22 protein-coding genes are annotated in these 24,745 nt (G+C 62.7%); 14 read left to right on the top strand and 8 right to left on the bottom strand.

What is annotated here, in order from left to right; all coding sequences use genetic code 11:
- The first annotated feature begins 4 nt into the window (after positions 1 to 4).
- Positions 5 to 1,720, top strand: a complete 1,716-nt coding sequence (locus RWT78_RS04295) for a glycerol-3-phosphate dehydrogenase/oxidase (protein WP_058037824.1) — start codon at positions 5 to 7, stop codon at positions 1,718 to 1,720.
- 67 nt (positions 1,721 to 1,787) lie between these two features.
- Here RWT78_RS04295 and RWT78_RS04290 read toward each other — a convergent pair whose 3' ends face one another.
- Genes RWT78_RS04290 through RWT78_RS04275 form a run of 4 tightly spaced genes read right to left on the bottom strand, consistent with a single transcriptional unit; the run spans position 1,788 to position 4,964 of the window.
- Positions 1,788 to 3,065: a HAMP domain-containing sensor histidine kinase gene (locus RWT78_RS04290; RefSeq protein ID WP_047270934.1), complete on the bottom strand. Its 1,278-nt coding sequence runs from the start codon at positions 3,063 to 3,065 to the stop codon at positions 1,788 to 1,790.
- Positions 3,062 to 3,739 carry a response regulator transcription factor gene (locus RWT78_RS04285; protein WP_003939990.1) on the bottom strand — a complete coding sequence of 226 codons (678 nt, stop codon included), beginning with the start codon at positions 3,737 to 3,739 and terminating at the stop codon, positions 3,062 to 3,064. Before RWT78_RS04285 ends, RWT78_RS04290 begins: the two co-directional genes overlap by 4 nt.
- Before the next feature lie 12 nt (positions 3,740 to 3,751).
- The gene (locus RWT78_RS04280) at positions 3,752 to 4,315 is read right to left on the bottom strand and encodes a hypothetical protein (protein WP_314674213.1); all 564 of its coding nucleotides are present in this window, start codon (positions 4,313 to 4,315) and stop codon (positions 3,752 to 3,754) included.
- Positions 4,308 to 4,964 (bottom strand): hypothetical protein, encoded by a 657-nt coding sequence (locus tag RWT78_RS04275; RefSeq protein ID WP_003939689.1) that lies wholly within the window; start codon positions 4,962 to 4,964, stop codon positions 4,308 to 4,310. The genes RWT78_RS04280 and RWT78_RS04275 overlap by 8 nt, the downstream gene beginning before the upstream one ends.
- 253 nt (positions 4,965 to 5,217) lie before the next feature.
- Here RWT78_RS04275 and RWT78_RS04270 point away from each other — a divergent pair, with 253 nt between their 5' ends.
- The 7 genes from RWT78_RS04270 (at position 5,218) to RWT78_RS04240 (ending at position 12,816) form a co-directional block, all read left to right on the top strand.
- Positions 5,218 to 5,784 carry a hypothetical protein gene (locus RWT78_RS04270; RefSeq protein WP_314674209.1) on the top strand — a complete coding sequence of 189 codons (567 nt, stop codon included), beginning with the start codon at positions 5,218 to 5,220 and terminating at the stop codon, positions 5,782 to 5,784.
- A 63-nt stretch (positions 5,785 to 5,847) separates the two neighbouring features.
- On the top strand, positions 5,848 to 6,309 hold the full coding sequence (locus RWT78_RS04265; RefSeq protein ID WP_314674207.1) for an RNA polymerase subunit sigma: 462 nt from the start codon (positions 5,848 to 5,850) through the stop codon (positions 6,307 to 6,309).
- Positions 6,310 to 6,545: 236 nt separating this feature from the next.
- On the top strand, positions 6,546 to 7,469 hold the full coding sequence (locus tag RWT78_RS04260) for a thiamine pyrophosphate-dependent dehydrogenase E1 component subunit alpha (RefSeq protein WP_051649553.1): 924 nt from the start codon (positions 6,546 to 6,548) through the stop codon (positions 7,467 to 7,469).
- Positions 7,470 to 7,479: 10 nt separating this feature from the next.
- The gene (locus tag RWT78_RS04255) at positions 7,480 to 8,529 is read left to right on the top strand and encodes an alpha-ketoacid dehydrogenase subunit beta (RefSeq protein WP_314674204.1); all 1,050 of its coding nucleotides are present in this window, start codon (positions 7,480 to 7,482) and stop codon (positions 8,527 to 8,529) included.
- Positions 8,530 to 8,531: 2 nt separating this feature from the next.
- Positions 8,532 to 10,049 (top strand): 2-oxo acid dehydrogenase subunit E2, encoded by a 1,518-nt coding sequence (locus RWT78_RS04250; protein WP_314674201.1) that lies wholly within the window; start codon positions 8,532 to 8,534, stop codon positions 10,047 to 10,049.
- 6 nt (positions 10,050 to 10,055) lie between these two features.
- The gene (gene lpdA / locus RWT78_RS04245) at positions 10,056 to 11,453 is read left to right on the top strand and encodes a dihydrolipoyl dehydrogenase (protein WP_314674200.1); all 1,398 of its coding nucleotides are present in this window, start codon (positions 10,056 to 10,058) and stop codon (positions 11,451 to 11,453) included.
- 106 nt (positions 11,454 to 11,559) lie between these two features.
- Positions 11,560 to 12,816 (top strand): GAF domain-containing protein, encoded by a 1,257-nt coding sequence (locus RWT78_RS04240; protein WP_314674198.1) that lies wholly within the window; start codon positions 11,560 to 11,562, stop codon positions 12,814 to 12,816.
- On the opposite strand, the gene RWT78_RS04235 is transcribed toward RWT78_RS04240, so the two are convergent.
- Entirely contained in the window at positions 12,795 to 14,021 is a 1,227-nt protein-coding gene (locus tag RWT78_RS04235; protein ID WP_314674196.1) for a low temperature requirement protein A, read from the bottom strand. The genes RWT78_RS04240 and RWT78_RS04235 overlap by 22 nt on opposite strands.
- Positions 14,022 to 14,106: 85 nt before the next feature.
- Between RWT78_RS04235 and RWT78_RS04230 the strand changes: the two genes are divergently transcribed.
- From RWT78_RS04230 to RWT78_RS04215, 4 genes are all read left to right on the top strand, one after another.
- On the top strand, positions 14,107 to 14,916 hold the full coding sequence (locus RWT78_RS04230) for a helix-turn-helix transcriptional regulator (RefSeq protein ID WP_007733461.1): 810 nt from the start codon (positions 14,107 to 14,109) through the stop codon (positions 14,914 to 14,916).
- 94 nt (positions 14,917 to 15,010) lie between these two features.
- Positions 15,011 to 16,177, top strand: coding sequence for an LLM class flavin-dependent oxidoreductase (locus RWT78_RS04225; protein WP_007733459.1), 1,167 nt, complete (start codon positions 15,011 to 15,013; stop codon positions 16,175 to 16,177).
- 49 nt (positions 16,178 to 16,226) lie between these two features.
- Positions 16,227 to 16,676 (top strand): flavin reductase family protein, encoded by a 450-nt coding sequence (locus tag RWT78_RS04220; RefSeq protein ID WP_314674262.1) that lies wholly within the window; start codon positions 16,227 to 16,229, stop codon positions 16,674 to 16,676.
- A gap of 11 nt (positions 16,677 to 16,687) precedes the next feature.
- A complete protein-coding gene (locus RWT78_RS04215) occupies positions 16,688 to 16,978 on the top strand; it encodes a hypothetical protein (RefSeq protein ID WP_042451185.1) in 291 nt (96 codons plus the stop codon).
- Positions 16,979 to 16,987: 9 nt separating this feature from the next.
- Here the strand turns inward: RWT78_RS04215 and RWT78_RS04210 are convergent, their stop codons facing one another.
- Complete coding sequence (locus RWT78_RS04210; protein WP_007733454.1) at positions 16,988 to 19,405, bottom strand: lysylphosphatidylglycerol synthase transmembrane domain-containing protein; 2,418 nt, start codon at positions 19,403 to 19,405, stop codon at positions 16,988 to 16,990.
- 210 nt (positions 19,406 to 19,615) lie between these two features.
- Between RWT78_RS04210 and ppk2 the strand changes: the two genes are divergently transcribed.
- The gene (gene ppk2 / locus RWT78_RS04205; RefSeq protein WP_003940295.1) at positions 19,616 to 20,581 is read left to right on the top strand and encodes a polyphosphate kinase 2; all 966 of its coding nucleotides are present in this window, start codon (positions 19,616 to 19,618) and stop codon (positions 20,579 to 20,581) included.
- Positions 20,582 to 20,594: 13 nt separating this feature from the next.
- Here ppk2 and mgrA read toward each other — a convergent pair whose 3' ends face one another.
- Positions 20,595 to 21,626 (bottom strand): L-glyceraldehyde 3-phosphate reductase, encoded by a 1,032-nt coding sequence (mgrA, locus tag RWT78_RS04200; RefSeq protein ID WP_007733451.1) that lies wholly within the window; start codon positions 21,624 to 21,626, stop codon positions 20,595 to 20,597.
- Between the two features lie 324 nt (positions 21,627 to 21,950).
- Here mgrA and RWT78_RS04195 point away from each other — a divergent pair, with 324 nt between their 5' ends.
- Positions 21,951 to 24,227 (top strand): bifunctional SulP family inorganic anion transporter/carbonic anhydrase, encoded by a 2,277-nt coding sequence (locus tag RWT78_RS04195; RefSeq protein ID WP_314674172.1) that lies wholly within the window; start codon positions 21,951 to 21,953, stop codon positions 24,225 to 24,227.
- Positions 24,228 to 24,232: 5 nt separating this feature from the next.
- On the opposite strand, the gene RWT78_RS04190 is transcribed toward RWT78_RS04195, so the two are convergent.
- On the bottom strand, positions 24,233 to 24,745 hold a 513-nt coding region (locus RWT78_RS04190), incomplete at its 5' end, for a HAMP domain-containing sensor histidine kinase (protein ID WP_314674171.1).

Here is a 24,745-nt window from a genome sequence, read left to right as displayed (position 1 = left end):
TTTCATGAGCACAGCACAAGCATTGAGTCCGTCCTCGCGGGCGGAGTCGCTGAAGAAGTTGGAAGAAACCGAACTCGACGTCCTCGTTATCGGCGGTGGCGTGGTCGGAGCGGGTAGCGCGCTCGACGCCGCAACTCGCGGTCTGAAGGTGGGCTTGGTGGAGGCTCGTGACTTCGCGTCCGGAACCTCGAGCAGGTCGAGCAAGCTGTTCCACGGCGGACTGCGTTACCTCGAGCAGTTCAATTTTGCGCTCGTGTTCGAGGCACTGCGTGAGCGGTCGCTGGTTCTGAATTCGCTGTGCCCGCATCTCGCGAAGCCGGTGCCGTTCATCTACCCACTCGAGAAGTTGATCGACCGGCCGTACGTCGGTCTGGGCATCGGCGTCTACGACGTGATGGGCGCAGGCCGCGGGGTTCCCTCACACCACAAGCATGTGGGCAAGAAGAAGACTCTCGAATCGTTCCCTTCCGGAAAGCGCTCTGCTATCCGGGGTTCGGTCAAGTTCTACGAGGGTCAGGTAGATGACGCCCGCCACACGATGATGCTGGCGCGCACGGCGGCCGAGTACGGCGCGCTGTGCGTCAACAGCACCCGCGTAATCGGCTTTCTCCGTGAGGAGGACCGCGTAGTCGGGGTGAAGGCCGTGGATCTGGAAACAGGTCGCGCGTTCGAGATCCGTGCTCGTCAGGTCATCAACGCCGCCGGTGTGTGGACTGACGAGATTCAGGAAATGGTCGGTGGGCGAGGGCAATTCCAGGTTCGCGCTTCGAAAGGTGTGCATTTGGTCGTCCCGCGAAACCGCATCAACTCGGCGACCGGAATCATCACGCGGACCGAGAAGAGTCTGCTGTTCGTGATTCCGTGGGGAAGCCACTGGATCATCGGCACGACGGACACCGACTGGAACCTCGACCTCGCCCATCCGGCAGCGAGCCGAAGCGATATCGACTACATCCTCGGACATGTCAACAAGCTCCTTCAGGACGAGTTGACGCACGAGGACGTCGTCGGTGTGTACGCGGGGTTGCGTCCGTTGCTGTTCGGCGAATCGGATTCGACCAGCACTCTCTCGCGTGAGCATGCGGTGTCGAGTCCGGTCCGAGGTTTGACGGTGGTCGCCGGTGGCAAGTACACCACTTACCGCGTGATGGCCAAGGACGCTGTCGATTCCGCGGTGCACGGATTGGAACAGAAGGTGCCGAAGTCCTGCACCGAGCGTATCCAACTTGTGGGTGCCGACGGCTACTTTGCCGCGCACAACAATCGGCATCTCACCGCTGAGCGCACGGGACTGCACGTTTCGACCATCGAGCACCTACTGGGTCGGTACGGCACTCTGGCTGACGAGTTGTTCGAACTCGTCGAGGCGCGACCGGAACTGGGGCAGCCGTTGGACTCCGCCCCCGAGTACCTCAAGGCGGAGATCCACTACGCTGCGAGCCATGAGGGTGCGCAGCATCTCGACGACATCCTCACCCGTCGTACCCGCATCTCCATCGAGGTTACCGATCGCGGCGATGCGGCAGCTGCCGAAGTGGCGGAACTGGTTGCGCCGGTGCTCGGTTGGACTCCCGAGCACATCGCCGAGGAGATCGAGCACTACCGGTTGCGCGTCGCAGCCGAGCGGGAATCTCAGGAGCAGCCCGATGACCTGACCGCTGATGCGGCGCGCCTTGGTGCACCGGACGTTCGCACCGGAGTCGCTGTCGGACAGGTTTGAGTCCGAGACACCACCAATGATCGGCCGGGACCCTGTGTCCCGGCCGATCGACCGAACTGCCTCGGTGTCAATCGAACTCGTCTGCCGAACATTCGGGGAGGTCGATCGTCACCACCGCGCCCCCGTTCGGATGGTTCGCGAAGTCGATACGAGCGCCGATGACCGCCGCTTGTCCCACTACGATCGTCAAGCCGAGGCCCAGGCCCGAGTTCGGGCCGCGTTCGACGGAGTTGGTCTGAAATCTCTTCGGCCCCTGGCGAAGCCACTCTTCAGTGAACCCGACGCCCCGATCCCGGACCGTGATGCGGGAGTGGTCGACGTGGACATTGATCGGCGACTTTCCGTGATTGCGAGCATTCAAGATCAGGTTGGCGATGATCCGCTCGAGCCGACGTGCGTCGGTGTGCGACACAGGCGTCCCGTGAACTCTCACTTCGCATTCCACCCCGGTGGTGGAAATCGCGTGACGCACCACCGGTGCCAGTTCCACCGATTGGATGTCAGCCTGCTCGGAGGTGGTGTCGAGGCGTGCCACTTCGATGACGTCCTCGGCGAGCCTCCTGAGTTTATGGACGCCGTCGCGCACCAATTCGGTTGGCCTACCGGGTGGCAGGAGTTCTGCGGCGCCGACCAGTCCGGAGATGGGCGTCCTGAGATCGTGCGCGATGTTGGCTGTCACGCGCTTCTCGGCGTCCAATTGTCCCCGTAGAGCATCGGACATCGCGTCGACCGCATCCGCCAGCTCGGTGATCTCGTCGTCGAAAAGCGACCAGGTGACCGAGCGGACGCGGATGTCCGCTCCGGTAGACACTTTGCGAGCCGCACGGGCGGCCGAGCGCAATCGATACGACATCGCGAGTCCAAGCAGCACACCCAGGACGGCACCCGCTGCGATCACTGCGACGGTGGCGTTGCGAAGTGTCCGATCGACGCTGGCGATCGATTCCCGCTGCGCGGTGTACGGGACGCGAATCGCCACCACCTGAGTGTTGACGTCGGCAGCAGCCCAGACGAATGGCTGGTCCCCGCTGTCGACAAGGTAGGTGGCACGTTTGCCGCCCGCCACGGCCTGACGCAACTCTTCCGGAACGTCGAGACCATCTGTGGTGGCGCGGAACAGCGCACGCATGCTGCCCGTTTCGTCCTGCAGCACCAGTTGGAGATTGCGATCAGCTGCCGCCCGCGCTGCATCCTCTTGGTTGTGTGAAAAGGTTTGATGCATCACGGTACTGAGCGTGATCGAGGCGACGGCAATCACGAACGTGATGGCCGCCGCGATCTTCCACTGAAACGACAACCGCCTCCCGGTGGACGGGAGCTTGGCGGCGAGATCCCGCGATCTCACCGATGGTTGTCCATCGTGTAGCCGAACCCCCGGACGGTCCGGATCTGTTCGGAGCCGATCTTCGTGCGCAATCGCTGAACGTGAACGTCGACGATGCGCGTATCGCCGCCCCAGTCGTAATCCCAGACGTCCGAGAGCAGTTCGGAGCGAGACCAGACTTTGCGCGGCACACTCACCATGACCAGGAGCAGCTTCATTTCGGTGGGTGTGAGAGCCACTTCGGCGCCCGAACGCGTGACGGTCACCAACTCGCGATCGATCTCCAGATCGCCGAGAGTCACGATGTCTTTCTCCGTACCGGAATGGGATTCGACCCGCCGGAGCACACTGCGGATACGGGCCACCAGGACACCGCTGTCGAAGGGCTTGGTGACGTAGTCGTCGGCACCGGCTTCCAATCCGAGAACGATGTCGACCGGGTCGTCGCGCGCGGACAGCATGATGACCGGCACCGACAGTTCCTCACGAATGCGTCGGCACAGGCTGATTCCGTTCAGGTCGGGAAGCATCACGTCGAGGACGGCGATATCCGGCTTGGCGTCGACCGCCATATCCATTCCGGTCAACCCTCCCGATGCGGTGATCACCCGAAACCCGTTGCGTTCGAGATTCAATTGCGTTGCTTCGCGGATGACAGCGTCGTCTTCGACCAGCAAAATCAACGGATCGGTCATCGGCCTTCGCTTTCATGGGAACGGAACACTCTCAAACCCTTCACCGGTCCACTTGTATGCAGTCGACGATTGACAGAACTCCGGAATGCCGGGGTCTTTGCACAGGTCGACCATGACCGACAATCCTCCGGTTGAGCCGACGACGTAGCGTCCTGGGTCTTGCACTCCGAAGACTTTGTGAGCGCCCGATTCGTCGATCTGGTAGACGAATCCGGCGACCATGAAGCTGACCGGTGGGGCCGGTCGTCCCCAGATGCCGACAGACTCGCAGGTGAAGACATTGACGACGGCATCTTGCCAAACGGCGCCTGTCACGGGGGAGTACCGGATTTCGTAGGGGAAGTTCGCATCACCGCACAGTCGGAGACTGTCCTTGACCGCATCGGACACTTCCGGGTCTGCTCTGAGGAGGGCAACAGGATCGATGCTCAAGCCCTGTGAGAGATCCGAGGGGTCGAGTGATGCTGCGATATTCGGAGTGGGTTCTGATTCAGGCTCGGTGGAACAGGAGACGAGAGCAAACGCGACCGGCAGGCAAACACCGGCGAGCATCGCGCGGCGACGGCGATCAATCACGGATGAACTCCATTCCATCCCAGTGGAACTCGGTCCGAAGCGGTGGACGGGGGCAACATTCGAACTCCGGTGGCCGCGGATCCGTTTCCAGGACAGACAAACTCGCGGCGCGTTGACCGCTGACGATGAACTTTCCGCGCTCTTCGACGGAGAACAGGCGCTCACCCAGTTCGGGATCGTCTTCACTCGAACCGGCCTTGCCGCTGCGGTAGACGTAGCCGGCAAGGTTGACCGAGATCGACACTCCGGTCCCGGGTTGGTGGGCCGGTTGGCACGGATACACATTCATGACGACGAGTTCGGTCTCCGGCACGATACGCGGTGCGCCTGGATCGAGAAGGATGGACCCGACCGAGATCGGATACCAGTCAGGGCACGACCGAAGTTCTGTCTTCACTCCCTCGGACACCCCAGGATCGTCGAGGAGCGCCCGGCCCAACCTCGAGTTTTCGGCAACCCGTCTGGCCAGGTCTGCAGGTTGTGTGACGGGCAACCCGGTGGAAGCGACATCGCCTTCGATCACAACGCCCTGGGTGGACGCGCAGCCGGTGATCACGGACGCTCCGAGGGTTGCTGCCGCGAGCGCTGTACCGAACAGGCTGCGAGTACGGTCTGATCGACCGCCGCAGATGTCACTCCGATACAACACTTTCCCCTCCCCGGCCGCTGCGAACCCTCTCATCGGCATGTGCGTTTTCATACGATCACAGGTGATCTCGATATCGGAGTTTTGCCACCCACCGTTACGTAATCGTATGAATGTCAGGACCGTCGAGAGTTGGTACGCGACCGACGGAATTCTGTTACGAAACCGATGGAATCAGGCTCCTAGAGTGAGTCACGTCGGTGTTCACCGCTTGGGCGGAACGAGCTGATCCGCGTATCGAGGAGTGTGAGAGCAAATGCGTGAAGTATTGCTGACCAATAAGACTCGGCGTCCGCGAGTGCTGCTCGCCGTACTGACGATCGGGGTGGTGTGCGCGATGACAGGGTGTTCGAGTGATGACAACAGCGCTCCAGGAGACGAACCGACGACTACATCGGTGGTTGCGGCGTCTACGACCCCACCACCGCTGACCGCAGCGACCACTACGGAGACAGTCGAAGGCTCGAACTCGGTGGGCGGCGGTACGGACGCATCCACCCCCGGAGTCCCGGCGGGCGGAGCAGCGCCGGCCTGGACCCCGGTCTCGACCAGCGCGGTTGCCCCTGCGGCCCCTGGTCCGGCTACCGAGTCGACCAAGTGCACCGATCAGATCAACTATGTGGGTGACCCTCGTTCGAATGCGGAGATCAACAGCATCGGAGAGCGGATGGGTTCATGCCCGGCGCCGCTCCCGCCCGATGCCGTCGAGCCCTCCGAGAAGTGCACCGACCAGATCAACTACGGCGCTGACCCTCGTTCCAACGCCGAGATCAACATCATCGGGGAACAAACCGGGATCTGCCCCGAGCCGATACGCCCCTAGCGACTTCAAAACCTGAGCAATAGTCGGGAATTCGACCAAGAGCCGAAGCAGGGGGAGATCGGAATGACAAGCAGGGCAGGTGGACGTTCGATCGACAGTGTTGCCGACGATGCGTCCCGAGGGGATCGGGACGCGATTGCAGAACTCCTTCAACGCATCGTGCCTCTGGTGACGCGGCGCTGTCGTGCCGAACTGCGACCGCTCGACGCTGATCGTATTGCCGTCGGTATCTGCCGATCCGTCCTGTCCGACATTCGGCGACGTAGACGTGCCGGAGAAGCGTTCCTCGCGCATCTGTACGACGCGATCAGTCGCGAAATCGATTCGCTACCCGCCTCCAGTCGACTCACTCTGCCCTTCGGTGATCTGTCGGCCGCAGAACGCGACGTCTTGGTAGCTCGCATCGTTGTCGGCTTCGACGTGCGCGAGACGGCGCTGTCACTGAGAACGACAACGAGCGCCGTCGAACTCGCCCAACACCGCGCGCTGGCCAAGATCAGACGCGGCAGCCTGAGCGGCGCCTGAATCAACGCTCGAAAGTCAACAGCTGCAACCCTTCGCAACTCCCGGCAACCTCACGCAACTCTTTCCCTTCGCCCGTGACCTACACGACACTGCATGGCGACGAGTGATCGAGAACGAGGAGTGTGACTGTGGTTCAACGGACGGCGCAGAAGCCGACAACCCCAGGATCGAAAAGGACCGGCGCCAAGCCTCATTCAGGGCTGGACCGGGATGCATTGCTGAAGGCGTACGAGAAGATGTCGCGCATCCGTGCGTTCGAGGATCGACTGCACGAAGAGAATGCAACCGGTGACATCCCCGGCTTCATTCACCTCTACTCGGGCCAGGAAGCCATCGCGGTGGGAGTGTGCGAGAACCTGAGCGACGCCGACTACATCGGATCCACTCACCGCGGTCACGGGCACTGCATCGCCAAGGGCTGCGATCTGAACGGCATGATGGCCGAGATCTTCGGCAAGGACGACGGCCTGTGTCGCGGTAAGGGCGGCTCGATGCACATCGCCGACCTGTCCGTGGGAATGCTCGGCGCCAACGCGATTGTCGGCGGAGCCCCGTCGTTGGCGATCGGCGCTGCACTGAGTGGCAAGACGCTTCGAAACGGTGTCATCGCTGCGTCGTTCACGGGAGACGGTGGATCCAACCAGGGAACCGTCTTCGAGGCGATGAACATGGCTGTGGTGCTGGACCTTCCGATCGTCTTCGTGATCGAGAACAACGGATTCGGTGAAGCAACAGGAACCGACTACGCGGTGGGCGCACCCGACATCGCCGCCCGCGCTGCATCCTTCGGAATGCCTGCCGTCAAGGTGGACGGCACCGACTTCTTCGCGGTCTACGACGCGATGGCGGAAGCATCGGAGCGCGCCAGGACCGGCGGTGGCCCCACCACGATCGAGGCGGCGGCATTCCGTTGGCACGGCCACTTCGAGGGTGACGCGCAGCTGTACCGCACGGCGGAACAGGTTGCGCAACTACGGGAAACCAAGGATCCGCTCAAGAATTTCCGTAGCAGCGTGGATGTGAAGAAGGTCAGCACCGCTGATCTGGACGCGGTGGACGAGCAGTCGCGAGTGCTGGTGGACGAGGCGGTAGCGAAGGCGCGTGCCGCGGCGTATCCACCCGTCGAGAATCTGCTGACCGATGTCTACGTGTCGTACTGAGGAGCCCGAGATGACAAGCGTGGAAGCCGAGAACGTGTCGAAGAAGACCTACCGCGAGGCCGTCAAAGAGGCCATCGCCCAAGAAATGCAACGCGACCCGAGCGTCGTTCTCATCGGTGAGGACGTACGGGGTGGGCATGCCGGTACCAATCCCGATCTGGAGACGAAGAAGATCGAGGCATTTGGCGGTGTCCTGGGTGTCACCAAGGGATTGTGGACGGAGTTCGGATCGGAGCGTGTAATCGATACCCCGATCACCGAATCCGCGATCATCGGAATGGCTGCCGGAGCCGCACTGACCGGACTGAGGCCGGTCGCCGAGCTGATGTTCATGGACTTCTTCGGAGTCTCCTACGACGCGCTCTACAACCAGGCTGCCAAGTTCCGCTACATGTTCGGTGGCAAGGCCAGAACCCCGCTGCTGGTGCGAGGCATGATCGGCGCAGGCTTCTCCGCCGCTGCGCAGCACTCTCAGTCTCCGTACAACGTATTTGCCGCGGTGCCTGGCCTGAAAGTGGTCGCGCCGTCCAACGCCTACGACGCCAAAGGCCTACTCATCCAGGCCATCCGGGACGACGATCCCGTTGTGTTCTGCGAGCACAAGGTGCTCTACGACCTCAAGGGCGAAGTGCCGGACGAGCCGTACGCGATTCCGTTCGGCGTCGCCAACTACACCAGGCAGGGCGACGACGTCACGATCATCGCGTTGTCCGCAATGGTGAACCGCGCCAACGACGTAGCAGACAAGCTGGCCGCCGAGGGTATTTCGGTCGAGGTTGTCGATCCTCGTACCGTCTCACCATTGGACGAGGACGGCATCCTCGAATCCGTCGCATCGACTGGAAGGGTCGTGATCGTCGACGAATCCGCCGCCCGCTGCGGCTTCGGGCACGACGTAGCCGCGCTGATCGCCACCAAGGGATTCAACTACCTGAAAGCGCCGATCGAACTGATCACGCCGCCGCACACGCCGGTTCCGTTCTCCCCGACCCTCGAAACTGCCTGGCTGCCTGACGCGGCGCGCATCGAAGAGTCGGTTCGCAAGCTGGTGAGAGCCTGATCATGGCTGACATCAAAGCTATCGACATCCCCAAATGGGGGCTCTCCATGGAGGAGGGGTTGGTCAACGCGTGGCTCATCGAGGAAGGTGACTCGTTCACCAAGGGCCAGTTGATCTGTGAGATCGAGACCAGCAAGATCACCAACGAGCTGGAGGCGCCGTTCGACGGTGTTCTCCGCAAGATCGTCGGCACACCGGGGCAGACTCTGCCCGTCGGTGCCGTGATCGGTGTGTCCGCCGATGCGTCCACGACGGATGCGGAGATCGAGCAGTTCCTCGCCGCCCGCGGCGCAACCGCGCCGGCGGAAGAGCCGGCACCGTCCCCAGCTGCTGCGCCGGCGGCTCCCGTGACACCTGCGGCTACACCGGCTGCGAAGGTGGTTGTTGCACCGAAACCTGCACCAACCGGTTCCACCGTCGTACCGAGCGTTCTGCAAGGCACGACGCAGGACGATGTGTTTGCGAGTCCTCGCGCACTCCGACGTGCGGAATCGCTCGGAATCGATCTCGCCGCCGTAGTGGGTACCGGTCCCCTCGGGCGGATCAGTGTCCGCGACATCGACGACGCGATTCGTGACGCCGGTGGCACTGTTGCACCGGTAGTGCCGGCCGCGAGATCCGGCCTCCCGCTGCGATCGACCGCCGACGACAGTGCCGTGCCTGCCACCCCGGTCGCACGCAGAACTGCCCGATCACTGGGCGTCAACCTGCATGACTGTCGTCCGACGGGTTCGCGGGGGCGCGTCTGCGTTGCCGACGTGCACGACGCCGCTCGTTCAGCGCAGCTCCTGCCCGAGGCGGCGGCTGAGACCGAATCTGTTGCGGCCGAACCCGAGTACGACACAATTCCTTTCACCCCCATGCGATCGGCAATCGCCGGTAGGTTGCAGGCGTCCAAGCAGCAGGCACCCCATTTCCGGCTCACCGCAGACCTCGAGCTCGATGCGCTTCTCGCTCTGCGCAAGGAGATCAATTCGACCGTCCCGGCGGTCAAGCTGTCGGTCAACGACTTCATCGTGAAGGCTTGCGCCGCTGCACTGATGAAGGTGCCGGACGTGAACGTCCAGTTCGATGCCGCGAACGAATCGGTTCTTCGATTCGCGTCGGCGGATGTCTCGGTGGCAGTTGCACTTCCGACCGGCCTGATCACGCCCATCGTGCGTAGCGCGAATACCAAGTCGTTGGCGGACATCTCGGGTGAGGTGCTCTCGTTGGCCACCAAGGCGAAGACCGGCAAACTTCGTCCCGAAGAATTCCAGGGCGGAACCTTCACGGTGTCCAACCTCGGCATGTTCGGGATCAAGGCATTCGACGCGATCATCAATCCGCCCCAGGGAGCGATCCTTGCCGTAGGTGCGGGGGAGAAGCGCGCGGTGGTGGTCGGTGACAGTGTTTCTGCCCGGACCGTGATGACCGTGACCCTCTCGTGCGATCACCGGGTTATCGACGGAGCCCTGGGTGCGACCTTCCTTCGGGAGCTCCAGCGCTTTGTCGCGTCTCCCGCGCTGATGTTGGTGTAAGGGGCTGTGGTGGAAAACAATACGTCGAATCAGTACGACGTTCTTGTCATCGGTGGCGGCCCCGGTGGTTACGTGGCGGCGATCCGGGCTGCCCAGTTGGGGTTGAACGTCGCGCTGGTAGAACGTGATCGCCTCGGAGGTATCTGCCTCAACTGGGGTTGTATCCCCACCAAGGCGATGCTGCACGGCGCGGACGTCGCGCATACCTTGAGTGAACTCGACACATACGGATTCAGTTCGGCGTCTGTCCAGTTCGACATCTCGAAGTTGGTGTCGTTCAGCCGAGGGGTCTCGGAGAGGTTGTCCGGCGGTGTTGCCTATCTGATGAAGAAGAACGGCGTCGACGTCATCTCAGGCGCCGCGAAGTTGGTGGACAAAGGCGTCGTATCCGTGGGAGGACAGACGTATCGAGCCGACCACGTGATCATTGCAACCGGTGCCCGGCCGCGTTCGATTCCCGGCGTTGCCCCCGACGGTGATCGGGTGTGGACCTACTTCGACGCGCTCGTCCCGAAGGAACTGCCGAAGTCGCTGCTCGTGATCGGGTCCGGTGCGATCGGAGTCGAATTCGCCAGCCTGTACCGCGATCTCGGAACCGAGGTGACCATCGTCGAGATGGCACCACACATCATGCCGGTCGAGGACGAAGAGATCTCGGCCTTCGTTCGCAAGCAGTTCGAGAAGCGTGGCATCACGATTCACACCGGAGCCTCGGTGTCGGCGGTGACCGTCGGCGACGACGCCGTCGAGGTGAATGTGCAGACGAGCGACGGTGTCGAGTCGTTGACCGTGGACCGGGTGTTGGTGGCGGCCGGAATCACCGGCAACGTCGAGGATCTGGGGTTGGAGGCTCTGGGCGTCGAGATCGAGCGCGGTGCGATCGTCACCGACCAGTGGTGCCGTACCAGCGCTTTCGGGATCTATGCGATCGGTGACGTCGCGGGCGCTCCATGTCTGGCGCACAAGGCAAGTCACGAAGCTGTCTTGTGCGTCGAAAAGTTGGCAGGCGTGCCCGACGTTCATCCGCTCGATCGCGACTACGTTCCGGGATGCACGTATGCCCGCCCACAGGTGGCGAGCCTGGGTCTGACGGAGAAGCAGTGCGCCGGTACTGGTCGCGCGCTGCGGGTCGGACACTTCGACCTGCAGGCGAACGGCAAGGCACTGGCGATCGGCGAGGCCGAAGGCTTCGTCAAGACGATCTTCGACGCCGATACCGGGGAACTTCTCGGCGCGCACATGGTCGGTCCGGATGTGACCGAGCAGATTCAGGGTTTCGGTATCGCTCGATCCCTCGAAGCCACCGGCGAGGATCTCGCCGAGGTCGTGTTTGCTCATCCGACGCTCTCGGAGGCAATGCACGAGTCTGTGCTCTCGGCGCTGGGGAGACCCCTCAACGCGTGAGCACCGTTCGCGTGCGTGAACGCCGTCCTTTCGTTCACGCACGCGAACAACTCTGCAACCGGGTGCAACGCTCGCTTTCGATGACCCCGTCACATAGGACTGGAGTGTGATCGGCGAAACGAATCGACTCGAACCGGCCCTGGCCAGTGGTGAAGACCCGGCGCAGTACGCACGTGTTCTCGAATCCGTGTACGAAGCAACGATGTCGGGACGCAAGCCGCCTGCGCGTCCGCGCTCCGTCATCGCGAATTCGTGGTCGCGTTTGCGTGCGCTCGGACTCGATCCGGATCGGTGCTCGATCACCGAGACGGGCCGCGAATCCGAGATCGAAGAAGGCAGACGCGCAGCCGGCATGGCGGAGATCTTCGACGAGGCGGTGCACGGTCTGGCACCACTCGTCGGCCCGGACGACGCGAATCTGATCGTGGTGGCGGACCGCTACGGACGTATCCTCTGGCGACACGGGTCCAGTCGAATGCTGGATCGGGCCGAACGGCTCGGGATGATCGAGGGTGCGTCGTGGACCGAGGAAGCTGTTGGTACCAACGGGATCGGTACTTCCTTGGCATCAGGTTCGGCAGTGCAGGTGTTCTCGGCCGAGCACTACTCGCGCTCGCAGCATCCGTGGACCTGCTCCGGGGCGACGGTTCGAGATCCGCGTAGTCGCCGGGCCATCGCCGTCGTGAACGTCGCCGGCGCAGCAGACACGGTCCACCCGTCGACTCTCGCTCTGGTGGACAGTGTGGCCAGGCTGGCGGAATCCGCACTGCGGGAGAAGCATCGAATCGGATTGGATCAGCTCCGGATGATCTCGGCATCGACGCTGGCTCGCGCGAGTCAGCCGACAGTGGTCGTCGACCGTAGTGGCTGGGTCGCGGCGGTGGACTCGATGGCTCCGATCTACAGAATCGCACTGCCGAAAGTGATGAGCAGCGGCGAGCATTGGCTCCCGTCGCTCGGACTATGTATGTGCGAGCCGCTTCCGGGTGGTTGGCTCATCCGCCCTCAGACGGATCCGGCGTTCGGAACGGTTTGTGCCGAAGTCGAATTGGATGTGCAAGATCCGAATGCGATGGAATTGCGGTACTCCTCGGCAATGGGAAGCTGGAGCATCGACCTCAGCCCGCGCCATTCGCAGATCCTCGTGGCTCTGACACAGGCGCCCGAGGGCCTCACGGCCTCGCAGCTCGCCTCACAGTTGTTCGGCGATCCGCGCAAGACGGTGACCGTCCGGGCCGAGATGTCGAGGTTGCGTAAGCGATTGGCCGGAATCCTGTTGGCTCAGCCCTATCGCTTCGACCCGGCGGTGCGGGTGAAAACCGCCCCTGCTGTGCGCATTTTTTACCCGGGGGGGTTTAAATAAAGGCGCACAGCAGAGCGGCGCGAACGCCGCACCTGCGCGTACTCGTAGCCGTTCTGCCAGGTCACGGTGGCCACCAGCACCCAGATGATCCACGTGGCGCTCATGTGCGTGCCGACAATGCCCATGACGATGGGGACGGCGGTGCAGGGGAGCGCCCAGCCGAGCAGCCACCGTCGGTCCGATCGCGCGAACAGCCCTGCCACCAGGCTGATTCCGAAATAGACTGCGATGCTTCCGCACAACAACCACCGCAGGTTCGCGGGCGTGTGCTCCGCACCGTGTTCGGTTGCCGCTCCGAGCCCCGCGACCAGAACCGCGATAGCGCCGGTGGTGAAACAGTGCAGCGCCATGTCGATGCGAGCGGGAAACTTCTCGGCCTGCAGGTGCGGAACACCGGCGTGGCCGTAGAGAAGCGAGAGAGCCCACATGCCCGAGAGCAGGACAAACGATCCGACTGCGAGGCTGACCACCGTCGAGTCCCAGGTGAGCTTCGAGGCCGCAGAAATCACGAGGATCACACCCTCGCCCAGCACGATGATGACGTACAGGCCCAAGCGCTCGGCAAGGTGAGCCCGATCGGAGTGCAGGGCTTCGAGTTCGGGCATCCGGTCGTCCTTGAACCCGCGAACCTTGATGATGCGGTCGAGCTTTTCCTGCGCGTCTTCCATGATCGCGCTGCCGGAGACGACGAACATGATCAGCAGGTCGATGGTCACACCGGCGGTCCAGAGCCAGAACCGAGTTTCGCCCTCGAACCAGAACGAGACGATCCACGGGATCACACCGAGAGACATCTGGGCGATCGGCCAGTCCACGACTATCTGGCCGTTGTGCCACACCCGACTCGCCAGCAGACGTACGGCCACGTATGCGACAGCGAAGGCCAGCGCATGGTTGTCGTGGATGCCGGCCACGGCCGCCATCATGACGGCCAGTCCGAACATGGCGATCAGCATGCTCGGGATCCGGACACGGTCACCGGCAACGTTGCCGTACATCGTGAACGTCGCCCACGCGGTCCAGAACGCGAGATAGAGCAACGCGTAGAGCGCGACATCCGACCACGACGGCGAACCGTGGAGCAGGTGAGCCAGCTGACCGATACCGGCAACCACGACGAGGTCGAAGAACAATTCGATCCATGACGCGTGTCGCTCGAGCACCGCCTTCTGCTTCGAGTCTGGTTCATTTCCGAGTTCCGACATACAGCTCAGTATCGGCTATCGGCATCAACAGTGCTGGTAGGCGGCGAAGTTGTCCGTTTTCTCGAAGTAATGCATATGCTGTCCGATGAGTGATCTGGATCATAGTTCGGGTGAGGTGGTCGACGTGCACGGTAGCGGTGACGTCGCTCTGTCCGCTGCGGACTACGACCGTGTCTTCGCTGTCTTCGACTACTGCTCGGCCGCGAGAACGCTCGATCAGCTCAAGGATCTCCTCATGGTCGCGCTCCATGATCACTACCGCTGTCCCAACACCACCTTCCTTGCCGGCCCGACCTTCACGACGGCTTTCGCCGATCCGGATCCGGTGACGACCGGGCGGATCACGCCGATCCTCGACGAGTACCAAGCGCACTGGTACCTCGACGACGTTTTTGCGACGGCGCAATCGCGGGCAACGCTGTTGGCATCTCCCGCCATCACGCACACTCAGTTGGCCGACGTCCCTTCACAGTCGGCGACGTACCTGCGAGATTTCCTCTATCGCAAACGCCTTCACAGCGCGTCGGTGATGCATCTCCAGTTGGCCCACGGCGGTCACGGTCTGGTGGGGATTTTCGATTCAGAAGGCAAGGATCTGTCGGGGCGCGACATCGTGGGCTTGGGCATTCTGGGCAAGCAATTGTCGCTGTTGTGTCAGACGCTGCCCGGGCAACGCGAGCCGGGATGGCGAGAGAAGCTGACGCCCCGGCAGATCGATCTCGCGGAGTTGTTGGCGGACGGCCATACCAACGACGAGATCGCGGTGATCCTGTCGCTGAGTCCGGACACGGTGAAGAAGTATGTAAGCCGCATCCTTGCTCTTCTGCGCGTTCGCAACCGTGCCGAGTTCGTGAAGTTGGTCTACGCGCAGAAACTTGCCGATCAACGCGCTTGAGATTGTCCACTTTCGTGCACTGTGACTGCGGTCACGGCACGGATAGCGTTTTCGGTGCACGGCCAGGAGTTGGCCCACAGCACTAGGAGAACTCATGAGCAGGCTTCGTTTCGGGTATTTCATGGCACCGTTCCACGTCCCCGGACGCAATCCCACCGCCGCACTGCAGCGTGATCTCGAACTGGTCGAGTACCTCGACCGGTTGGGCTACGACGAGGCGTGGTTCGGTGAGCATCACTCTGCCGGAAGCGAGATCATCGCGTCGCCGGAAATCATGATCGCTGCAGCCTCGCAGCGCGCACCTCGGATTCGTTTCGGCACGGGTGTCACGTCGTTGTCGTATCACAACCCGCTGTGGGCAGCGGATCGAATCATGCAGTTGGATCACCTGACTCAGGGGCGCACCATCTTCGGAGTCGGGCCCGGTTCGTTGCCCACCGACTCGGCGATGATCGGTCTGAACCCGACGGATACCCGAGAGTTGTTGCAGGAGAACCTCGACATCGTCGTGCGCCTTCTTCGTGGCGAGACGGTTTCCGCGAAGACACGAACCCACGAGCTGTACGACGCCAAGCTGCAGCTCGCTCCGTACTCGGAGAACGGCATCGAAATCACCGTGGCCGCAGTGGCCTCCCCGACAGGACCTCGCCTGGCCGGTACGCACGGTCTCGGTCTGCTCTCCATCGGAGCAACCTTGTCCGCCGACGGTTTCGACGCCTTGGCGCACCACTGGAATGTGATGGAGGAACGCGCTGAGGTCAACGGGACGACGGTGGATCGTCGGCAGTGGTCTCTTGCCGGACCTTTCCACATCGCCGAAACCGAGGCGGAAGCACGCAAGCAGGTCGAGTACGGCATCGAGGAGTGGTTCGACTATTTCCAGCACGTCGCGGCCTTCCCTCAGATGGCGGTCTCCGGTGCGCGTCTGAGCGAGATGATCGACTTCATCAACGAGGCCGGGATCGGTGTCATCGGCACACCGGAGCAGGCCAGACGTCAGGTACAACGGCTGTGGGACCAGTCCGGTGGTTTCGGCTGCATGCTGCAGATGGGTCACGATTGGGCGAACCCGCAAGACACCCGACGTTCGGCAGAGTTGTTCGCGCAGGAGGTCTTTCCGCACTTCCAAGGGCAGGCGCAGGCGACGCTCGACGCGGCAGCTCACGCGCGCGCTGTCAGGGAAGGGCATGCAAAGGCGCAACTCGACGCCGTCGACCACATGACGAAGAAGTACGCACAAGAGTTGGCAGACAAGGGCTGACATCGTGAATGTCCCACAGGGCAACCGGGCGTTGCGTTTTCGAGAAGCCATGGCGCACGTGTGCTCACCGGTCGCCGTCGTCACGGCAATGGACGGCGACCGGCCGCACGGCACGACGGTCAGCGCATTCATGTCGTTGTCGATGGACCCGCCGATGACCGCGGTGGCTCTGGATCGACAGTCGGAAGTTCTCGGCCTCATCGAAGGAACGCGGAGGTTCGCGATCAATGTCCTCGGGACCGCGCAAAGCTCACTGGCGGTTGCCTTTGCGAGGAAGGGACGTGTGAAGTTCGACGGTGTCGAGTGGGCGGAGCATCTCGGTGTTCCGAGACTGCCGGACGTATCCATCTGGATCGCGTGCACCGTTGATGCCGTCGTGGACGGTGGTGATCACAAGATCGTGACAGGATCGGTGGACGAGGTCGAGCACCGCGAGTCGAATCCACTGACCTACCACCGGCGTGTATTCGGTACGCACGCACCGACGTCAGTGCTCTAGGAAGGAGAGCCATGTATGTATTGGTGGACGACGGCCGCGTCAGCATCCACGATGTGGACAACCTGAAGGCCTTTCACGTCGAGGTGAGTGCCGACATCTCCGAAGCCGAACTGGACGAACTCTTGCGCCTTCAGGATTACGGATACGTCAGCGGTGGTAGTGCATTCATCTCGGTAGCCCGCGTTCGCGAGAGCACCACGGACGTCGAAGGTGTTGCCGCGATGGTCGACTACGCCCAGAGCAAAGGCTGGGTGGACGAGGACGGCGAAGCACTGCAGGCTCACGTCGTTCGCCAGAAGTAGCGGAACGGCTCAGACCATGTCGTTCTTCTGCAGCCATCGCAGCGTCGGCCAACCGCAGAACACCGGGAGCCAGCAGGTCAGCACTCGGTAGAGCAGGACCGACGGGACCGCGATGCTTGCCGGCAGTCCGAATGCGGACAGACCACCGATGAGGGCGGCCTCGACGGCTCCGACGCCACCCGGTGTCGGAGCCGCCGAGGCGAGCGTCCCACCGATCATCGTCACGATGGTGACGGTGATGAACGTCGTTCCGCCGCCGAATGCTTCGACGCTCGCCCACAGAGCCAGGGCGGCACCGAGAGTTGTTGCGGCGCTGCCGCCCACGATGATGAGGAAGCGCGTGGGATTTCGCGCGAGTTGGCTCAGTTCACCCAACACCTCGGTGATCTGAGGACGCAGGTCGTCGCGCAGCCACCCACGGAGTTTCGGGATGAACATGAATGCACCGAGAACTCCGAGCGCTACGCCGCCCGCCAGGTACAGAACAGTGGATCCCGGGATGAAGTGCGAGAGGTTCGTATCACGTCCGGCGACGATCGAGAAGAAGATCAGCAAGCCGACGTGGGTGACCACCTGAACCGTCTGTTGCAGCGCAACTGCGGCCGTTGCACGGACGGTACCGAGCCCGCCCTTCTGCAGGAACCGCACGCTCAGCGCTAGCCCGCCGACTCCGGCCGGAGTTGTCGTCGCCGCAAAGGTGTTGGCCACCTGCATGATCAAGAGGTTGCGGTAACTGACCATCGACGACGCACAGGCCCACAGGGCCGCAGCCGCGCCGACGTACGTCAGTGCGGAGACGCCGAGGCCGAGCAGTGCCCACCACCAGTTGGCCGTCTTCAGCTCGGTGATGAACGCGGGGACCTGGCTGATGAAGGGATAGGCGACGTAGACCAGACCGATGAGCAGAACGAGCTGGATCAGCTGGTTGCGACTGAATCGGGTGACCTGTGCGGGAGCGACCTTTTCGATCCCGTTCTTGGCACCGACCTCGTCTCGGATCTCGGTCATCAGTTTCGCGGAATCCGTGACCGTCCGCCGAATTCGGTTGGGCAATGCAGCGGTGGTCAATCGGCCGGAGGCGGCGAGAATCGTGTCTGCGCCTTGCGCTCGAATCGCGGCGTCCACCGCTGCATCGACCCCGAACAATGATGCGGTGGCGAAGAGAAGTTGTGCGTTGTCGGACTGCATCTGAACTTCGGTGGCGCCGAATTCGGAGTACGCGTACCCGCCGAAGAGGATGGTTCCGCCTTCGACACGAATCTCGGAAGCGCGCAGGTCGCCGTGCGCCATCTGGTGCACGTGAGCGGTATGCAATGTTTGCCACAGCGCGTCGATCAGTTTGGTGGATTCTTCCTCGCCCGCCTGGTTCTCGACGGCGACGGCAAGGGGGATGCCACGAGGACTCGGGCGCGCGTACATCTCCCACCCGCGATCGAGTACCGAGATTGCGACGGCCTTGGAACTGGCCAGACCGATGTCGGCGAAAGCGATACCCATGAGCGCTCGGTGTTCGACGGCGCGACGAAGTGATCCGTAGGGCGGCGGAGTTTCACGGTTCCGGAACGAGATCCAACGGAACGTCTGTCGAATTGCTCCGCTGCTTCGCTGGTTCTGTCCGTACAACTCGACGACGAGTTCGTCGAAAGGTTCGTCGTCCGGTGCTTGGTCGATGGCTGCGGACATGACAAGAGGCCCGATTCCCGAGGGACTCACGACGCGGAACGCGGTGACGCGGTAACCGCGCCGCGCGAGTACGCGTACCGCCGAGTCCAACGGCACTTCGAGGGCAGGGGTGCCGACGGCGAGAACGATCACCGCGCCGATCAGGTAACCGACGGCGAGACCCAGCATCGATCGTGCGGGAACGATCGAGCTGACGATCAGATGGATGGGAGCGAAGAGCAGAAGCAGCGTCCACCAGGCTCGTCGCCACTTCTTCGGAAGCCACGGGCCCGAGACGGTGAGCACCGCCGCGAGCATCGCGATCCATCGCGGATCGTCGAGGAATTGCGACAGGAAGGTGGCGTCGAGTCGGTCCGGCACGTCGAGGTGCCATTTCGGTGCCGCCAGGCCTGTTCCGGTGAAGGACAGCGCGACACCGGCGCACAGGCCGGCGGCGGCGTATCCGGCCAGCAACTTCCACCGGCGCCCGACGATCAGGCCGATCAGGATGGCGAACGGTAGCGCCAGAATTGCGATGCCGTAGAGCAGGTACACAGTGTCGGACAGGCTCGGCGACAGAACACCGACGATGTTGGACACCGACGTTTCGAGGGCGTCCCACTGACTTCGAGTGATCAGAGATCCCGCGATCACGCCGCCGAGCAGCACAGCAGCGATCGCAACCCGCATGATGTCGCTCGTACGGCGGTGCAGTGGTGGCAGGAGGCTTCCCGTTACCGGGATCTCCCGTCCGTCTACTCGCATCTCGCCAGAACTCTCTTCTCTCGGGGTTACCGACCGTCTCAGTTACCTCGATCAAGGTACCGCGTGAGGGTTCGGCGACTGGGAAGCCGGACCTGTCGTTACCTCCTCGATGCCAAGCAACATTCTCTTCGGACCCGCGGGAGCGGGCTTCGGCGCGTAAAATTCACTTTCCGGACGTTCGTTCATTTCGACGACAGGGAGTGCGTATTCATGAGCCCCGACGCCAGCGGTGTGGACGGTCGGGTTCCTGACCTGCCGACCCCGTCGACCAGAATTTCCGTCACCGAGGATTACGCGGCCGAGATCGACGAGCTGTCGAGTCTCAAGCACAAGCTCGGCGTGCTGGAGCCTTCGGAGTTCGCGGATGCCTGGAAGCAGGGTTACCCCTACGAGAAGAAGATGTCGCGCCGCGAGTACGAGCGGAAGAAGCGGCGTCTGCAGATCGAGCTGCTCAAGCTGCAGTTGTGGGTCAAGGAAACCGGTCAGAAGGTGCTCATCATCTTCGAAGGTCGCGATGCTGCCGGTAAGGGCGGGTCGATCAAGAGATTCACCGAGCATCTCAATCCCCGTGGAGCCCGCGTGGTCGCGCTCGAGAAGCCCACCGACATCGAGCGGACGCAGTGGTATTTCCAACGCTATGTCGCACACCTACCCAGCGGCGGCGAGATTGTGATGATGGACCGGTCCTGGTACAACCGCGCCGGCGTCGAACGAGTGATGGGTTACTGCACGCCGACGCAGTATCTCGAGTTCATGAGAGAGACCCCGGACTTCGAGCGGATGCTCGTCAACTCCGGGATTCATCTGCACAAGCTGTGGTTCTCGGTCAGCCGCGAAGAGCAGTTGGCGCGGTTCGCGGCCCGCCGAACGGACCCGGTGCGTCAGTGGAAGCTCTCACCGACCGATCTGGCTTCGCTCGACAAGTGGGACGACTACACCCAGGCCAAGGAAGCCATGTTCTTCTACACCGATACCGGGGATGCGCCCTGGACGGTGATCAAGAGCAACGACAAGAAGCGCGCTCGCCTCGAGGCGATGCGTCACGTGCTCGCCAGCTTCGACTATCCCAACAAGGATCACCGGGCTGTCGGTACTCCGGATCCCTTGATCGTCGGGCCGGCGTCGGCGGTATTCGAAGAGGGCGAGCACGTGAACGTGGAGTTGCCTCAGCTCTAGCGCAGGTGATCGCTCAGATCGAACTGGCCTCTGCCCACAGATTGATGCCGCTGTCCTTGGCGTGCTGATCTATGGAGGCCAGTTCGGCTGCGCTGAATTCGAGATTGTCGAGCGCGCCGACGTTGGCTTCGAGTTGGGCGACACTGGACGCACCGATCAGTACCGAGGTGACCCGCGAATCGCGGAGTGCCCAGCTCAGTGCCAGCTGAGCCAGCGACTGGCCGCGGTCTGCCGCGATGTCGTTGAGCGCGCGGATGTGGGTGAGAGCGTCGTCGGTCAACCACGACGGATCCAGTGACTTACCTTGAGCTGCACGGGAATCCTCGGGGACGCCGTTCAGATAGCGATCGGTGAGCATGCCTTGAGCGAGTGGTGAGAACGCGATGACGCCGACGCCGAGATCGTCGACAGCCGACAGCAGGTCCTGCTCTATCCAGCGGTTCAGCATCGAATAGCTCGGCTGGTGGATCAAGAGCGGAACCCCCGCAGCGGCGAGCAGTGCGGCGATTTCACGGGTGCGCTCCGGCGAGTACGAACTGATACCCGCGTACAGGGCCTTGCCCTGCTGGACAGCGCTGATCAGGGCGCCTGCGGTCTCGTCGATCGGAGTTTCGGCGTCAGGGCGATGGCTGTAGAAGATGTCGACATAGTCGACGCCGAGTCGTCCGAGCGACTGATCGAGGGACGACAGCAAATACTTGCGGGAACCACCGAATCCGTAGGGGCCGGGCCACATGTCCCAGCCGGCTTTGGACGAGATGACCAATTCCTCGCGGTACGAAGAGAAATCCTCACGCAGGATCCTGCCGAAGTTCGTCTCGGCGCTTCCGTACGGGGGACCGTAGTTGTTCGCAAGATCGAAGTGGGTGATTCCGAGATCGAATGCCCGCCGCAGAACTGCGCGCTGGTTCTCGATCGGTACGTCGTCGCCGAAGTTGTGCCAGAGGCCCAGCGAGATGGCCGGGAGTTTGAGACCGCTCCGACCGGTTCGGCGGTACGGCATGGCTTCGTAGCGGTCCTGCGCGGCGACGTACTGATCGGACATGGTGCCTGCCTTCACATCGTTGTGTTTGCGGTTGAGCGTTCACTCCCGACCATTATCGCCGACGGCGCTCAGGTGTGCCGGCCGCTGGAGGTGTGTCAGTCAAAATGCTTGCGGTTTAAAGCAATTCGATCGATCTTTTGGACCGATGTTCAGGTTCGAGTCACAGTGCCGGGCGGCGGTGACGTCGACCACGTCTGGGCTCGCATCCAAGGGAACGGTAAGGAATCGCGGTTACCATGGTCACAGTCGATCGGCGATACCGATCGCCGATTCGCTTCGAACATGTTGCCCAGCAGCTGGATCCGGGGTCCGGCGAGGAGATCTATGTCGACGCAGTCCGTAGTGCACGCACAATCATCCGCAGACGAGAGCGTCGTGGGGGATTCGTCTCCGCCGGGTGGTGGAAGCCGGCGATATCTCGAGCAACTGATCAGATACGACGTGCCGGCGTCGCTGGTCGTATTCCTGGTGGCGCTTCCCCTGTCATTGGGAATTGCGATCGCCTCCGGGGCGCCGATCATGGCAGGTCTGATCGCCGCAATCGTCGGCGGAGTGGTGGCCGGAGCTGTGGGAGGTTCACCGCTGCAAGTCAGTGGTCCCGCAGCCGGCCTGACCGTGGTGGTCGCCGAACTGATCGGCAAGTTCGGGTGGAAAGTCACCTGCCTGATCACTGTCGGCGCCGGAATTCTGCAGATCGTGTTCGGGCTCAGCCGAATTGCCCGTGCGGCGCTGGCTATTGCTCCAGTGGTGGTGCATGCGATGCTCGCCGGTATCGGCATCACCATTGCGCTACAACAGGTTCACGTGTTGTTGGGTGGAAGCTCGGCCAGCTCGGCGCTGGACAATCTACGGCAGTTGCCCGCACAGATCGGTGCCTTGCATGTCGAGGACCTGATGATCGGACTCGTCGTCATCGCCACCCTTCTCGGGTGGCGCTATCTCCCTGCCGGTGTCCGAAAGGTTCCGGCGGCGTTGGTGGGCATCGTATTGGCAACTCTCGCTTCGCTGGCGCTGCCGATCGACGTCGAGCGTATTGCTCTCGACGGATCTTTGCTGGACTCGATCGGACTCCCCGCTCTGCCCGACGGCCAGTGGCTCGGCGTCGCAACCGGCATTCTGACCATCGCGCTGATCGCCAGTGTGGAGAGTCTGCTCTCGGCCGTGGCTGTGGACAAGATGCACTCGGGCCCGCGGTCGAACTTCGATCGCGAGATGCTCGGCCAGGGCACCGCGAACATGGTGTCCGGGGCCATCGGCGGCCTTCCGGTCACCGGGGTGATCGTGCGCAGTGCGACCAATGTCGAGGCCGGGGCGAAGTCCCGCGCGTCGTCGATCATGCACGGCCTGTGGATTCTGCTGTTCTCGGCTGCGCTCGCCGGGTTGGTCCAGCAGATTCCGAAGTCTGCACTGGCCGGACTGTTGATTGTCATCGGTATTCAACTGGTCAAGCTGGCGCACATTCGGTTGGCGCGACGGACCGGTGATCTGTGGGTGTACGGCATCACGGTGGTCGGCGTCGTGTTCTTGAATCTGCTCGAGGGCGTCCTGATCGGGTTGGCGCTGGCCATCGCCCTCCTGGTGTGGCGTGTCATCCGCGCAACTGTCACCGCAGAAGAGTTGGGCGACAACGATTCCGGGAGGTGGCGCGTCCTGGTCGAAGGCTCGTGCACCTTCCTGGTGCTGCCCAAGCTGACGTCGGTGCTCGCCGGAATCCCACCGCGGTCGGACGTCACCGTCGAGCTGTCCGTCGACTTCCTCGACCATGCCGTCTTCGACGTCATCGAAGAGTGGGCGAGGCAGTACGAGTTGGCAGGTGGTTCGGTGATCATCGACGAAGTCGGCTCGGTGAGTATGGAGAGCGCGACCACCGGTCCGCCGAAGCGCGGCGCCGCAGTCACCGACCTGCGCGGCTTGCTCGCGCCGTGGGGCAGTTGGCAACCACAGGCTTCGGGGAGGAATCTGAGCAGCCCGCCGGCCTTGCGGCCCATTCTCGACGGGGTGTCCAACTATCATCGCCATCGCGCCGAAGCGATACGGCCGCACATGGATCAGTTGCGCGACGGGCAGAACCCCGACTCTCTTTTCCTTACCTGCGCAGATTCGCGAGTGGTGCCGAACATCATCACGAGCAGTGGCCCCGGCGACCTGTTCACCGTGCGCAATGTCGGAAACCTGGTTCCTGCCGGCGGCCGCGATACGTCGGTGGAAGCGGCACTGGCCTTCGGGATCGACGAGTTGGGTGTCAGCTCGGTGGTCGTGTGCGGACATTCGGGCTGCGGCGCGATGCAAGCACTCCTGACGAACGGTTCGTCGGAATCGGGAGTCGTCGGGGAATGGCTGCGGCATGCGGAGACGAGCTTGCAGGCCTATACGAGTGGCCATCCGGTCGCGCGTGCTGCGGCCGAGGCAGGTTTCTCGGAGGTCGATCAGCTCGGAATGGTCAATGTCGCAGTCCAATTGCAGACTCTCGAACGCCATCCTCTCGTCGGTCAGGCCCGTGTGGATGGTCGCCTGCGTATCGCCGGACTGTTCTTCGACATCGGCTCGGCTCGGGTCATCGAAGTGACAGCGTCAGGGATCGGCCAGTTGATCGAGACCTGAAGGGGCTATTCGGGTCCGGGCTGATCCCTGAGTTCGACCAGCAGGCGAGCCCCGCCGAGTGGACTGTCGTGAAATGTCGTCCGTCCGCCGTGCAGGGCCGCCTGCTGCGCCACCAGCGCCAGGCCCAAACCGGAGCCTGTCTTGCCTGCCGTCGATCCGCGAGTGAAGCGCTCGAACACGCTCGAGCGTTCCTCGGCCGGTATTCCGCAACCGTTGTCGTCGATCGTGATCGTGACGGTGTCCGGTGAATCTGCCGGGCGAGCGAGGGTGATGCGCACCGCGCTCGCGCCGCCGTGGCGGACTGCATTGGTGATCGCGTTGTCGAGGATCAACCGGATTCCGCCGGGAAGGGCCCGGATGCAATAGGGGAGTGGGGAATCCACCGTGACGACGCCGACGTCGAGCCCAGGATGATGTCGGCGTGCGTCGTCGGCGGCGATGTCGCAGACCTCGGTCAAATCGGTGTCCTTGAAATCCTCGGCCGTCGAGAGTTCACCCTTCGCCAGGCGCTCGAGGTC

The sequence above is a fragment of the uncultured Rhodococcus sp. genome (assembly GCF_963525155.1).
Taxonomy (GTDB): Bacteria; Actinomycetota; Actinomycetes; order Mycobacteriales; family Mycobacteriaceae; genus Rhodococcus_F; species Rhodococcus_F qingshengii.
Note: the sequence above shows the minus strand (reverse complement) of the source record. Positions and strands in the feature narration are given on the sequence as shown.

What these genes read in the sequence shown, in the direction of transcription:
- RWT78_RS04235 (WP_314674196.1), bottom strand. Translation starts at nt 14,021, where the DNA reads ATGTCGGAACTCGGAAATGAACCAGACTCGAAGCAGAAGGCGGTGCTC.
- RWT78_RS04255 (WP_314674204.1), top strand. Translation starts at nt 7,480, where the DNA reads ATGACAAGCGTGGAAGCCGAGAACGTGTCGAAGAAGACCTACCGCGAG.
- RWT78_RS04210 (WP_007733454.1), bottom strand. Translation starts at nt 19,405, where the DNA reads ATGCGAGTAGACGGACGGGAGATCCCGGTAACGGGAAGCCTCCTGCCA.
- RWT78_RS04250 (WP_314674201.1), top strand. Translation starts at nt 8,532, where the DNA reads ATGGCTGACATCAAAGCTATCGACATCCCCAAATGGGGGCTCTCCATG.
- RWT78_RS04215 (WP_042451185.1), top strand. Translation starts at nt 16,688, where the DNA reads ATGTATGTATTGGTGGACGACGGCCGCGTCAGCATCCACGATGTGGAC.
- RWT78_RS04295 (WP_058037824.1), top strand. Translation starts at nt 5, where the DNA reads ATGAGCACAGCACAAGCATTGAGTCCGTCCTCGCGGGCGGAGTCGCTG.
- RWT78_RS04260 (WP_051649553.1), top strand. Translation starts at nt 6,546, where the DNA reads ATGTCGCGCATCCGTGCGTTCGAGGATCGACTGCACGAAGAGAATGCA.
- RWT78_RS04195 (WP_314674172.1), top strand. Translation starts at nt 21,951, where the DNA reads ATGTCGACGCAGTCCGTAGTGCACGCACAATCATCCGCAGACGAGAGC.
- RWT78_RS04270 (WP_314674209.1), top strand. Translation starts at nt 5,218, where the DNA reads ATGCGTGAAGTATTGCTGACCAATAAGACTCGGCGTCCGCGAGTGCTG.
- ppk2 (WP_003940295.1), top strand. Translation starts at nt 19,616, where the DNA reads ATGAGCCCCGACGCCAGCGGTGTGGACGGTCGGGTTCCTGACCTGCCG.
- mgrA (WP_007733451.1), bottom strand. Translation starts at nt 21,626, where the DNA reads ATGTCCGATCAGTACGTCGCCGCGCAGGACCGCTACGAAGCCATGCCG.
- RWT78_RS04265 (WP_314674207.1), top strand. Translation starts at nt 5,848, where the DNA reads ATGACAAGCAGGGCAGGTGGACGTTCGATCGACAGTGTTGCCGACGAT.
- RWT78_RS04285 (WP_003939990.1), bottom strand. Translation starts at nt 3,739, where the DNA reads ATGACCGATCCGTTGATTTTGCTGGTCGAAGACGACGCTGTCATCCGC.
- RWT78_RS04230 (WP_007733461.1), top strand. Translation starts at nt 14,107, where the DNA reads ATGAGTGATCTGGATCATAGTTCGGGTGAGGTGGTCGACGTGCACGGT.
- RWT78_RS04225 (WP_007733459.1), top strand. Translation starts at nt 15,011, where the DNA reads ATGAGCAGGCTTCGTTTCGGGTATTTCATGGCACCGTTCCACGTCCCC.
- RWT78_RS04220 (WP_314674262.1), top strand. Translation starts at nt 16,227, where the DNA reads ATGGCGCACGTGTGCTCACCGGTCGCCGTCGTCACGGCAATGGACGGC.